We start from the raw sequence: 12,149 nt of genomic DNA on the forward strand, positions 1-12,149 counted from the left end.
GGAGTCACTGTGATCCATCCGAGGCTGACGCTGGCGCTGACCATCATGGAGGCGCTGGCTATTTTCGCGTACGCCATTTCCGGGTTCATCGAAGCCCGCAGCCGCCGGCTCGACGCGGTAGGCACCTTCCTCGTGGCGATCGCCACGGCGTTCGGCGGCGGCACGTTGCGCGACGTGCTGCTGGAGCGCCGGCCCTTCTACTGGGTCGAGCATCAGGCTTATCTGATCGCGATCTTCGTGATGGCCCTGTTCGCGCCCACGCTGTTGAAGATGACCTCGCGCCTGCTCTCCGAGCGGGTGCTGCTGGTGGCCGATGCCATCGGGCTGGGCCTGTTCAGTATCGCGGGCACGTCGATCGCGCACGACGCGCAAATGCCGTGGTTCACGTCGGTGATGATGGGCGTGCTCACGGGGGTGTTCGGCGGCGTGATCCGCGACGTGCTGTGCAACGAGGTGCCGCTGATCCTGCGCGATTCACGGCCCTACGCGACCTGTGCGTTCGTCGGCTGCTGGCTGTACGTGTTGCTGGACTATGTGAACCTCGACACCGTGTATAGCGTGTTGATCGCGACCGCGTTTATTCTGCTCGCACGGCTGGTGACGTACCGGTTCGATGTGCGCTTGCCGCATTGAGCGCGAAACGGGATGGGTGTTCTGGCGTCGAGCGTGGCTGCGTAAGCGGCCGTTCGCGCAGTGAGTGGCGTTCGGCGCACCTGCGGTACTCACCGTGACGGGCGCAGCCGCGACGCCCACCGCACCGCAACCCTCGCCCATGACTGTCGATTTTCACCCGCGTCGTTCGTCGTGAGGTAAGCGGCCCTTTTGGCCGTCGCTGCGCCACGGCGCACCCTGCAACCGTCAAAGGTGACTGCGATGCCCCTGAAGCTTTATGCCCACCCGTTCTCTTCGTACTGCCAGAAGGCCCTGACGGCGCTTTACGAAAACCGCACACCGTTCGAGCTGCGCCTGCTGGCTCACGACGATCCGCCGATCATGGCGGAGTTCGCCGCGCTTTGGCCGATCAAGCGCTTTCCGGTGCTGGTGGACGGCGAGCGGACCGTGGTCGAGGCGAGCATCATCATCGAATATCTCGGCCTGTATCACCCGGGGCCTGTGCCGCTCTTGCCCCCCGACGCCCGCGCCGCGCTGGAAGTGCGCAGCATGGACCGCTTCTTCGACAACTACGTCTCGACGCCGCAGCAAAAGATCGTCTACGACCACATGCGCCCCGAGCCGGAGCGCGATCCGCACGCGGTGGCCGACGCGCGGGCGATGCTCGACACTGCCTACGGCTGGCTCGACAAGGTGATGGCCGAACGCGAATGGGCCGCCGGCGGCACCTTCAGCCTCGCCGACTGCGGCGCCGCACCGTTTCTCTTCTACGCCGACTGGACGCATCCGATCGATCCCGCCTTCGCGCATGTGCGGGCCTACCGTCAGCGGCTGCTGGCAAGGCCGTCGTTCGCACGCGCGGTCGACGAAGCGCGGCCGTATCGTCCGTTGTTTCCGCTCGGCGCGCCCGAGCGTGACTGACAGCGACTGAGCGGCACTCACGCACGCGAGCCTGCGCGCGCACCGGCGCAATCTGCCGTGCGCCGTGCGAGGCGGCCTGGCGCAACCCGCGAACAGGCTGCCTCGCCCGCCCATCCGGGGCCCTCGGCCGGAATCCGCCCCGACAGAGGCGCGCAACACCGCGCCCCCCCATCGCGACAACAATATTTCCACCCTGTAAACTCCACATCAAAAGCCACTTCCGGCCATCACTCATAAGGCACACCATGGACCGTTTCGAAGCGATGGAGATATTTACGCGTGTGGTCGAGGCGAACAGCTTCACCAAGGTATCCGAATCGCTCGACCTGCCCCGCGCCAAAGTCAGCCGCACGATCCAGGCGCTGGAGGAGCACGTCGGCGTGCGCCTGCTGAATCGCTCGACGCGCCAGGTGAGCGTCACCGACGATGGCGCGGCGTTCTACGAGCGCTGCGTGCAGATCCTCGCCGAAGTCGCCGATGCCGAATCGTCGCTGTCGAACAAGCGCGAAAATCCGGCCGGCACGATCCGCGTCGATACGTCCGGCACGCTTGCCCGCGCACTGCTGCTGCCCGCGCTCGACGACTTCTACCGGCAATACCCGGAGATCGACGTGCGGCTCGGGCTCGCGGATCGCAACATCGATCTGATCCAGGACGGCGTGGATTGCGTGATCCGCATGGGCACGCCGGAGGAATCGAGCCTCGTCGCGAAACGCATCGGCGAGGCGCGCATCGTCACGTGCGCGTCGCCCGCCTATCTGGAGAAGTACGGCACGCCGACCACGCTCGAAGAACTCGCGGAACATCGCGCCGTCAACTACGTGTCCGCGCGCACCGGCCGGACCTTCCCGTTCGAATACCAGGTGGACGGCGAGATCGCCAAGGTAACGCTGAAAAGCGTGCTCGCGGTCAACGACGGTTCGGTCTACATCGGCGCGGGCGCGCTCGGCCACGGCATCATCCAGCCGTCGCGCTTCATGGTCGCCGACTTGATCAGGCAAGGCGCGCTGAAAGAGATCCTCACCAACTACACGAGCCCCGGCACACCGCTGTCGATCCTCTACGCGCACCGCCGCAATCTGAGTTCACGGCTGCGCGCGTTCATCGACTGGGTCAGCGAATTGTCGCGTAACAACCCGGACCTGCGCATCCCGGACGCGTGAGCCGCGACAAAGCAGGCGCCCAAAACAAAGCCCCATGCGTAACGAAACGCATGGGGCTTTTTTTAAAGCGTCAGACTACGCGGCGAAGCACTCGCCTCAGGCAATCCGCTCTTCGTTCGACGGATCGAACAGCACCGCCTTCGACGTATCGAACAGCAGCGTCGTGTTCGTCAGCGGCTGCGGATTCGACGCCGGGTGCACACGGCTCACGATGCGCTTGCCGTTGACCTGCGCGAACACCAGCGTGTCCGGGCCGGTCGGCTCGATCACGTCGACCTTCACTTCGATCGGCTGCAGTTGCGCGTTGTCGCCATGCGCGCCGCGCGCGTCGGTGATGCGCTCCGGGCGCAGGCCGAGAATCACTTCGCGGCCAACGTGCGACTTCACCTTCGCCGAGTCGAACGGCAGGTTCAACACCTTGCGGGCAACGCCCGTATCCAGTTCGATGCCGACGCCCGCGCCCTGCTCCACCAGCTTGCCTTGAATGAAGTTCATCGGCGGCGCGCCGATGAAGCCGGCCACGAACAGATTCGACGGCGAGTCATAGATTTCCTGCGGCGCGCCGAACTGCTGCACGATGCCGTCCTTCATCACCGCAATGCGGTCGCCGAGCGTCATTGCTTCGATCTGATCGTGCGTCACGTAGACGATCGTCGTGCCGAGGCGCTGATGCAGCAGCTTGATTTCCGAACGCATCTCGATACGCAGTTTCGCGTCGAGGTTCGACAGCGGCTCGTCGAACAGGAACATCACCGGATCGCGCGCGAGCGCGCGGCCCATCGCCACGCGCTGACGCTGGCCGCCGGACAGCTGACCCGGCTTGCGGTCGAGCAGGTGCGTGATCTGCAGCGTGTTCGACACGCGATCGACGATCTGCGCCTGCTCCTGCTTCGGCACCTTGCGGATGTTCAGGCCGAACGAGATGTTCTCGCGCACCGTCATCGACGGATACAGCGCGTACGACTGGAATACCATCGCGATATCGCGATCTTTCGGCGACAGGTTGTTGACCGTCTTGCCGTCGATCTGGATCTCGCCCTTGGTCACGGTCTCGAGGCCCGCGATCATGTTGAGCAGCGTCGACTTACCGCAGCCCGAGCCGCCGACCAGAATCAGGAACTGGCCGTCTTCGATGTCGATGTTGACACCCTTCAGAACCGGCACCCCGTTCGGGTAGGTCTTGTACACGTCACGGATGGAAAGGCTTGCCATGCTGTGAATCCTCTTGTCTCTGGTACTGCCTGAAAACGTCTTGTCGGGTGACGGCGGCGCTTTTCTCTTGAAGCGCCGCCGCGCTCGGATGGTTTGGCCCGCGGCCCGGGGTTTAGCCCTTGACCGCGCCGGCCGTCAGGCCGCGCACGAAATAGCGTCCGGCGATGATGTAGACCAGCAAGGTCGGCAACGCGGCGATGATCGCGCCGGCCATGTCCACGTTGTATTCCTTCACGCCGGTCGAGGTGTTCACGAGGTTGTTCAGCGCCACCGTGATCGGCATCGAATCGACGCCGGAGAACACGATCCCGAACAGGAAGTCATTCCAGATCTGCGTGAATTGCCAGATCAGGCACACCATGAAAATCGGCAGCGACACCGGCAGCAGGATCTTCGTGAAGATCGTGAAGAAACCCGCGCCGTCGATGCGCGCCGCCTTCACGAGTTCAGCCGGAATGCTCACATAGAAGTTGCGGAAGAACATCGTGGTGAACGCGATACCGTAGATCACGTGCACCAGCACCAGACCGGTCGTCGTGTTCGACAGGCCCATCATGCCTTCGAAGCGCGCCATCGGCAGCAGGATCGCCTGGAACGGAATGAAGCAGCCGACCAGCAGCATCGTGAAGATCGGGTCCGCGCCGCGAAAGCGCCAGTGCGTGAGCACATAACCGTTGAACGCGCCGATGATCGACGAGATCAGCACGGCGGGAATCACCATGCGCACCGAGTTCATGAAGAACGGCTGCATACCGTCGCAACGCACGCCGGTACAGGCGCCGCTCCATGCCTTGATCCACGGATCGATACTCCAGTGCGTGGGCGGCGTGAGCAGGTTGCCGGTGCGCAGCTGGTCGATGTCCTTGAAGGACGTCGACAGCATCACGTACAGCGGGAACAGGAAATACAGGGCGAACAGAATCAGGGCCGCGTAAATGACGGCACGGCTGATCGTCATCTTAGGCTGCATTGCGGGTGCTCCTCGATTCCAGGTACATCAGCGGCACGAGCACGGCCACAACGGTGGCGAGCATCATCATCGACGATGCCGCGCCGACGCCGAGCTGCCCGCGATTGAACGAAAACGTGTACATGAAGATAGCCGGCAGCGACGACGACGTGCCCGGACCGCCCGCGGTCAACGCGACGACCAGGTCGAAGGTCTTGATGGTGATGTGGCAAAGAATCAGCAGCACGGAGAAGAACACCGGGCGCATACTCGGAATCACGATCTTGCGGTAGATGGTGGGCAGGTTCGCGCCGTCCATCTGCGCGGCCTTGAAGATTTCACCGTCGACGCCACGCAGGCCCGCGAGGAACAGCGCCATCACGAAGCCGGTGGATTGCCATACCGCCGCGATCACGACGCAGAAAATCGCCCGGTCCGGATCGCCGAGCCAACTGAACGAGAAGCTCGTCCAGCCCCAGTCGTGGAACACCTTTTCGAGGCCGACGCTCGGCGTCATGATCCATTGCCATGCCGTACCCGTCACGATGAACGAGAGCGCCATCGGGTACAGGAACACGGCGCGCAATGCGCCTTCGTTGCGGATCTGCTGATCGAGCAGGATCGCGAGAAAGAGACCCAGGCCGATACAGATCGCGATGAACGGAATGCCGAACCAGCCGAGGTTGGCCGCCGACGTCCAGAACACGTCGTTGTCGAACAGTTCCCGGTAGCGATCGAGACCGGCGAATTCATACTTGGGCATCAACCGGGACGTGGACAGCGACAGAAAACCGGTGATTGCGATGAAGCCATACACGAAGATCAGGCTGATCACGACGCTGGGTGCGAGCACCAGCTTCGGAATCCAGCGATCGGCAAGGGCCGCCATGGGCGACGCGCGGCGGGCGGCGCTGGCCGTTTTCCCGTTTCCGCTGATAGAAGCAGTCACTACTCGACTCCTGCTGAAACTGTACCGCCGGGATGCTCGCGCACGAATGACGCGAGGCGGCGACGGCATAGGTGTGACTCTATGAAACCAGGGTGAAGCCGCCTGCAAGCCGCACGCAACGCACGCGCGGCAGCCGGCAGCCCGAAGAACACGCCCGGCGCTTCCTCAGGAAGCCACCGGGCGTGCCGCTTCGCTTACTTGGTCTTCGCTGCCTTCGCGAGCGCCTGGACCGCGCTCTTCGAATCCTGCTGCGAGTTCATGAACTTCGTGACCACGTCGGAGATCGCGCCGGCTGCTGCATCCGGTTGCGCCATGCCGTGAGCCAGCGACGGCACATAGCCGCCCGCCTTGATCGCGACCTGTTCATCCGCGTACGACTTCTTCGCGCAGTCGTCGAACTTGTCCATCGGCACACCGAGACGCACCGGGATCGACCCCTTGTTCAGGCTGAACTGCTCCTGGAACTCCGGCGTCATGATCGTCTTCGCGAGCGCGAGCTGACCCGGCGTTGCCGCCTTCTGGCCCTTCTGCTGGAAGAACACGAACGAGTCGACGTTGAACGTGTAGCCCTTGTCGGTGCCCGGTACGACCGCGCAGATGAAGTCCGAACCCGACTTCTTGCCGGCGTTGGTGAATTCGCCCTTCGCCCAGTCGCCCATGAACTGCATGCCGGCCTTGCCGTTGATGACCATTGCCGTGGCGAGGTTCCAGTCACGGCCGGTACGGCCCGCGTCGAAGTAGCCCTGGATCTTGCGGACCGTGTCGAACACGCCGATCATCTTCTCCGACGTCAGCGTCTTCTCGTCGAGGTCGACGATCGCCTTCTTGTAGAAGTCCGCGCCTTGCGACAGCACGACGTCTTCCCACAGCGTCAGGTCTTGCCACGGCTGACCGCCCATCGCGACCGGCTGGATGCCTGCGGCCTTCATCTTGTCGGCCACCGCGAAGAACTCAGGCCACGTGGTCGGCACCTTGCCGCCTGCCTTTTCGAGTGCCGCCTTGTTGATGTACAGCCAGTTCACGCGGTGCACGCCGAACGGTGCGCCGACATAGTGACCGTCCGCGTGCATGATCTTGTCGATTTCCGGCGGCAGGTTCTTCTTCCAGTCGCCCGCGACCGAGTCGATCGGCACCAGCACGCCCTGCGAAGCCCAGTCCTGGATCAGCGGGCCCTTGATCTGCGCGGCGCTCGGCGCATTGCCCGAGATCACCTGCGTCTTCAGAGCCGTCATGGCTGCCGCGCCGGCGCCACCCGCAACCGCGAAGTCCTTCCACGTGTAACCCTGCTTCGTCATGTCGTCCTTGAGGACGCCGACGGCTTTCGATTCACCGCCCGAGGTCCACCAGTGCAACACTTCGACCGACTCGGCAGCCTGCACCGCCGAGACGCCACACATCAGACCCGCAGCGCACAAAGCGCCCATGATCGCGCGAAATTTCATTGCTTATCTCCTCCAGACACCTGAACAAAAAACAAATGGCCCCTGATGTCGCCAGGGTGCTGTGGTTGGTTCAAACAGGCAAAACACTGGGCGATCGAGCACGGTCGGGCGCATGCGCAAGGCATGTGCCGGCGGACCGTTGTCCGGCCGCTAGAAGCTCAAGAGATGAGTGGTTTGGGATGCAACTGTCTGTCTCCTCTTTTGATTTTTGCCTGCCCGCGTCGCGCGCGGCAGACTCGAGGTGCCTTGCAAGTCAACCCGGCCAGCCACCCGCCAGCCGCTCCACGACCCGGATTTCCGTAAGGGCCGCCGGGCAGGCTGGCACGTGCCGACAGGCAATGTCCATTAACATGCAGGGACGCCCGCCGATTCGAAAAACCGCGCAAGTTGCCAAACAGCGCACGCTTTTTTCATCGAATTAGCGCTACCTCTTGATTTGGATTGTAGTTAAACTACAATTCAGTGTCAAAAAATATTTTATCGGACTACGGTCGCCCTTTTCGAACACTGCGCGCTCAGCGCGGCGGCCACCAGGACATCGACGGAGACTCATGCAAACCGATTCAAGCTTCACCTTCGTTCTCTTCGGCGGAACCGGCGATCTGTCGATGCGCAAGATCCTGCCGGCACTGTTTGAAGCGCACCGTGCGGGCGGCATGCTCGCGGACAGCGGCAAGATCGTCGCGGTGGCGCGGCATGCGGCGGATCGCGGCGAGTATCTGCAGTGGGTGAACGAACACGTCAAGCCGCATGTGTCGAAGAACGGTGTGGACGAAGCCGCATGGACGAGCTTCCTCGCGCGCATCGAGTTCGTGAAGATCGATCTCGGCAACCCCGAAGACTTCGTGCACTTGCGCGACGCCATTCAGGATTTGCCCGGCATCCGCGTGTTCTATCTGGCCACGGGTCCGTCGCTGTTCGTGCCGATCTGCCACGCGCTCGCGTCGGTGGGGCTCAACGAGAACGCGCGCATCGTGCTGGAGAAACCGCTCGGCTACGACCTGAAGTCGTCGAACGCGATCAACGACGCGGTCGGCGAAATTTTCGCGGAAGAACAGATCTACCGGATCGACCACTACCTCGGTAAGGAGCCGGTGCAGAACCTGCTCGCGCTGCGCTTCGGCAATGCGCTGTTCGAGCCGCTGTGGCGCCGCGAGTGGGTCGAAAGCATCCAGATCACGATCGCCGAGGAACTCGGCGTCGAAGCGCGCGGCGACTTCTACGACAACACCGGCGCATTGCGCGACATGGTGCAAAACCATTTGCTGCAGTTGCTGTCGATCGTCGCAATGGAGCCGCCTCACTCGATGGACTCGGATTCGGTCCGCGACGAAAAGCTGCGCGTGCTGCGCGCGCTGAAGCCGATCGATCCGAACGAGATCGGCAAGGTCGCGGTGCGCGGCCAGTATCATGCCGGCGGTATCCGCGGCACCGCGGTGCCGGGCTACGCGACCGAACCGGGCGTGAAGCCGGACAGCACGACCGAAACCTTCGTTGCGCTGAAAGTCGAGATCGAGAACTGGCGTTGGGCCGGCGTGCCGTTTTTCCTGCGCACCGGCAAGCGCCTCGCCGACCGCGTCGCCGAGATCGTGGTGAATTTCCGCGCGGTGCCGCATTCGGCGCTGGGCGCCTCCGCGCTGCGCGCCGGCGCGAACCGTCTGGTGATCCGCCTGCAGCCGAACGAAACGATTCGCCTCTACTGCCTCGCGAAGCAACCCGGCGAAGGCATGAACCTCGCGAGCGTGCACCTCGACCTCGCGTTCGACAAGTTCTTCCGCGAAGGGCAGATGGAGGCGTATCAACGCCTGTTGCTCGACGTGATCCGCGGCCGCCTCGCGCTGTTCGTGCGGCGCGACGAGCAGGAAGCCGCATGGCGCTGGGTCGAACCGATCCTGAACGAATGGAAGACCTCGACCAAGCCGCCCAAGCCGTACGCGGCGGGCACGTGGGGACCGGCCGCGGCGAGCGCGATGCTCGCGCAGCACGGCACCTGCTGGCTCGAAGAAGAGAATTGATGCACGGCGTTGCGCAAGCTTCGCGCGAAGCTCACGCAACGCCCAGGTAAGACCCACCGACGAACTGAACGGAATGGCGCCGGTATCGCGAAGGCGCCTGCAAGTCATCCCACTGGCAGGCGTCGCGCGAGAGCAGTACGGCGGATTCCGCAGATCTAACAAAAAAGCAGCACGGAGGAGAAGTGATCGAGCTTCACGCTTTCGACGATCAACGCGCCCAATCCGACGCGTTGGCGAAGGCGGTTGGCGACGCGTTACATGCGTCGCTTGCCGCACAGGCGGCCGCTACCGGCACGCCCACTACCGGCACGCCCACTACTAGCCCACGCCCCGCCGTGCTTGCAGTGTCCGGCGGCAGCAGTCCGCGTCCGTTCCTGCAAACGTTGTCCACGCAATCCTTCGACTGGTCGCGCATTGCCGTGACGCTGGTCGACGACCGCTGGGTGCCCGAGACGGACAGCGCAAGCAATTCGCAGCTGGTGCACGCGACGCTGTTGCAGAACGCCGCGAAGGACGCGACCTTCTGGCCGCTCGTCGACACCGCGCAGGATCTGCACGCGCACGTCGCCGCGCTGAACGCGGACGCACGCTTTAGCGCCGTGCCCGACGTCGCGATTCTCGGCATGGGCGAGGACGGCCACACCGCGTCGATCTTCGCGGACGCGCCCGAATGGGATCACGCGATCACCACCGCCGAGCGCTTCGTCGCCGTGCATCCGGGCAGCGCGCCGCATGCGCGCGTGAGCTGGTCGCTTTCCGCGCTGAAGGAAGTGAAGCACCTGTTTTTGCTGATCGCAGGACCGCGCAAGATGGACGTGCTCAATGCAGCCGCCGCTTCGCTACAAAAAAATGCCATCTCGCAGTTGGCAAACGACAAGGGAGTGAGACTCGATGTCTACTGGTGTGCAAACTAAGGCTGTACCGGGCGCGGGCCAGCACGCCGACGGACCGAGGCTTCTGGCCGACATCGGCGGCACCAATGCGCGCTTCGCGCTGGAGACGGGCCCGGGCGAAATCGCCTCGGTGCAGGTCTATCCGTGTGCGGACTATCCGGGCGTCGCCGACGTCATCAAGAAGTATCTGAAGGACACCAAAATCGGCCGCGTGAATCATGCGGCGATCGCGATTGCCAACCCGGTCGACGGCGATCAGGTGAGCATGACGAATCACGACTGGAGCTTTTCGATCGAAGCGACGCGCCGCGCGCTCGGCTTCGACACGCTGCTGGTGGTGAACGACTTCACCGCGCTGGCGATGGCGCTGCCGGGCCTCACCGACGCTCAACGCGTCCAGGTGGGCGGCGGCGCGCGTCGTCCGAACAGCGTGATCGGCCTGCTCGGGCCGGGCACCGGCATGGGCGTATCGGGCCTGATTCCCGCCGACGACCGCTGGATCGCGCTCGGCAGCGAAGGCGGCCACGCCACCTTCGCACCCGCCGACGAACGTGAAGACATCGTGCTGCAGTACGCGCGCAAGAAGTGGTCGCACGTGTCGTTCGAACGCGTGGCCGCGGGACCCGGCATCGAAGTGATTTATCGCGCGCTCGCGGGCCGCGACAAGAAGCGCGTGGCGGCCAACGTCGACACGATTGAGATCGTCAAGCGCGCGCTGGACGGCGAGCCGCTCGCGGCCGAATCGGTCGACGTGTTCTGCGGCATTCTCGGCACCTTCGCGGGCAACATCGCGGTGACGTTGGGCGCGCTGGGCGGCATCTACATCGGCGGCGGCGTCGTGCCGCGCCTCGGCGAATTCTTCGCGCGCTCGTCGTTTCGCCAGCGCTTCGAAGCGAAGGGCCGCTTCGAGGCGTATCTGCAAAGCGTGCCGACCTATGTGATTACCGCGGAATATCCGGCCTTCCTCGGCGTCTCCGCGATTCTCGCCGAGCAGTTGTCGAATCGCGCGGGCGGCAGTTCGTCGGCGGTGTTCGAGCGGATTCGCCAGATGCGCGATGCGCTGACGCCGGCCGAGCGCCGCGTCGCCGATCTCGCGTTGAACCATCCGCGCTCGATCATCAACGATCCGATCGTCGATATCGCGCGCAAGGCCGACGTGAGTCAGCCCACGGTGATCCGCTTCTGCCGTTCGCTCGGCTGCCAGGGTCTGTCCGATTTCAAGCTGAAGCTCGCGACCGGTTTGACCGGCACGATTCCGGTGAGCCACAGCCAGGTGCATCTCGGCGACACGGCGACGGACTTCGGCGCGAAGGTGCTGGACAACACCGTGTCGGCGATTCTGCAGTTGCGCGAGCATCTGAACTTCGATCAGGTCGAACGCGCGATCGATCTGTTGAACGGCGCGCGCCGCATCGAGTTCTACGGGCTCGGCAATTCGAACATCGTCGCGCAGGACGCGCACTACAAGTTCTTCCGCTTCGGCATCCCGACCATTGCGTACGGCGATCTGTACATGCAGGCGGCCTCCGCCGCACTGCTCGGCAAGGGCGATGTGATCGTGGCGGTCTCGAAGTCGGGCCGCGCGCCCGAGCTGCTGCGCGTGCTGGATGTCGCGATGCAGGCCGGCGCGAAGGTGATTGCGATCACGTCGAGCAATACGCCGCTCGCCAAGCGGGCCACCGTTGCGCTCGAAACCGATCACATCGAGATTCGCGAGTCGCAGTTGTCGATGATTTCGCGGATCCTGCATCTGGTGATGATCGATATTCTCGCGGTCGGCGTGGCGATTCGTCGCGCGGTGCCTGCCGCGGATGTCGCCGAGACGGTCGCCAAGGCGCGCGAGGGCGCCGACGACGACGCTACCGCCGTGCTGGACTGGCTGAGCCACGGCGCGGCCTCGTCGGCCCGCGATTGAGCTGGTAAATGTGAATGGCCCACGGGGTGCGTATCGAATGTGATGCGCGCGCCGTGGGCCATCCTCTTCGTTGCCCGC

Annotated in this window: 10 protein-coding genes; 6 read left to right on the top strand and 4 right to left on the bottom strand. The window is 64.0% G+C overall.

The genetic code is table 11. From position 1 onward, the window contains the following. Window positions 1–12: 12 nt before the first annotated feature. The 3 genes from PQQ53_RS14585 (at window position 13) to PQQ53_RS14595 (ending at window position 2,696) form a co-directional block, all read left to right on the top strand. A complete protein-coding gene (locus PQQ53_RS14585) occupies window positions 13–633 on the top strand; it encodes a trimeric intracellular cation channel family protein (RefSeq protein ID WP_408141735.1) in 621 nt (206 codons plus the stop codon). Window positions 634–873: 240 nt separating this feature from the next. After that, entirely contained in the window at window positions 874–1,533 is a 660-nt protein-coding gene (locus PQQ53_RS14590) for a glutathione S-transferase family protein (protein ID WP_408324583.1), read from the top strand. Between the two features lie 245 nt (window positions 1,534–1,778). Continuing rightward, the gene (locus PQQ53_RS14595) at window positions 1,779–2,696 is read left to right on the top strand and encodes a LysR family transcriptional regulator (protein WP_408141579.1); all 918 of its coding nucleotides are present in this window, start codon (window positions 1,779–1,781) and stop codon (window positions 2,694–2,696) included. 96 nt (window positions 2,697–2,792) lie between these two features. Here the strand turns inward: PQQ53_RS14595 and PQQ53_RS14600 are convergent, their stop codons facing one another. The 4 genes from PQQ53_RS14600 to PQQ53_RS14615 all read right to left on the bottom strand — a co-directional run bounded on the left by PQQ53_RS14600 (window position 2,793) and on the right by PQQ53_RS14615 (window position 7,248). Continuing rightward, window positions 2,793–3,908, bottom strand: a complete 1,116-nt coding sequence (locus tag PQQ53_RS14600) for an ABC transporter ATP-binding protein (protein WP_408324585.1) — start codon at window positions 3,906–3,908, stop codon at window positions 2,793–2,795. Window positions 3,909–4,020: 112 nt separating this feature from the next. Further along, on the bottom strand, window positions 4,021–4,878 hold the full coding sequence (locus tag PQQ53_RS14605) for a carbohydrate ABC transporter permease (RefSeq protein ID WP_175158601.1): 858 nt from the start codon (window positions 4,876–4,878) through the stop codon (window positions 4,021–4,023). Continuing rightward, entirely contained in the window at window positions 4,868–5,806 is a 939-nt protein-coding gene (locus tag PQQ53_RS14610; RefSeq protein WP_408141577.1) for a carbohydrate ABC transporter permease, read from the bottom strand. The genes PQQ53_RS14605 and PQQ53_RS14610 overlap by 11 nt, the downstream gene beginning before the upstream one ends. Before the next feature lie 194 nt (window positions 5,807–6,000). Beyond that, window positions 6,001–7,248, bottom strand: coding sequence for an ABC transporter substrate-binding protein (locus tag PQQ53_RS14615; protein ID WP_168666398.1), 1,248 nt, complete (start codon window positions 7,246–7,248; stop codon window positions 6,001–6,003). 551 nt (window positions 7,249–7,799) lie between these two features. On the opposite strand from PQQ53_RS14615, the gene zwf reads away from it, so the two are divergent. From zwf to PQQ53_RS14630, 3 genes are all read left to right on the top strand, one after another. Beyond that, the gene (zwf, locus tag PQQ53_RS14620; RefSeq protein ID WP_408141576.1) at window positions 7,800–9,263 is read left to right on the top strand and encodes a glucose-6-phosphate dehydrogenase; all 1,464 of its coding nucleotides are present in this window, start codon (window positions 7,800–7,802) and stop codon (window positions 9,261–9,263) included. A gap of 182 nt (window positions 9,264–9,445) precedes the next feature. Then, window positions 9,446–10,177 (top strand): 6-phosphogluconolactonase, encoded by a 732-nt coding sequence (pgl, locus tag PQQ53_RS14625; RefSeq protein WP_408324587.1) that lies wholly within the window; start codon window positions 9,446–9,448, stop codon window positions 10,175–10,177. Continuing rightward, on the top strand, window positions 10,155–12,071 hold the full coding sequence (locus PQQ53_RS14630; protein ID WP_408141574.1) for a bifunctional transcriptional regulator/glucokinase: 1,917 nt from the start codon (window positions 10,155–10,157) through the stop codon (window positions 12,069–12,071). Before pgl ends, PQQ53_RS14630 begins: the two co-directional genes overlap by 23 nt. Window positions 12,072–12,149: the final 78 nt, after the last annotated feature.

This window comes from Paraburkholderia strydomiana, assembly GCF_046030495.1.
GTDB lineage: Bacteria > Pseudomonadota > Gammaproteobacteria > Burkholderiales > Burkholderiaceae > Paraburkholderia > Paraburkholderia strydomiana_A.

Coding starts and splice junctions, on each gene's coding strand:
- PQQ53_RS14605 (WP_175158601.1), bottom strand. CDS start 4,878: ATGCAGCCTAAGATGACGATCAGCCGTGCCGTCATTTACGCGGCCCTG.
- PQQ53_RS14595 (WP_408141579.1), top strand. CDS start 1,779: ATGGACCGTTTCGAAGCGATGGAGATATTTACGCGTGTGGTCGAGGCG.
- PQQ53_RS14600 (WP_408324585.1), bottom strand. CDS start 3,908: ATGGCAAGCCTTTCCATCCGTGACGTGTACAAGACCTACCCGAACGGG.
- PQQ53_RS14590 (WP_408324583.1), top strand. CDS start 874: ATGCCCCTGAAGCTTTATGCCCACCCGTTCTCTTCGTACTGCCAGAAG.
- PQQ53_RS14615 (WP_168666398.1), bottom strand. CDS start 7,248: ATGAAATTTCGCGCGATCATGGGCGCTTTGTGCGCTGCGGGTCTGATG.
- zwf (WP_408141576.1), top strand. CDS start 7,800: ATGCAAACCGATTCAAGCTTCACCTTCGTTCTCTTCGGCGGAACCGGC.
- PQQ53_RS14630 (WP_408141574.1), top strand. CDS start 10,155: ATGTCTACTGGTGTGCAAACTAAGGCTGTACCGGGCGCGGGCCAGCAC.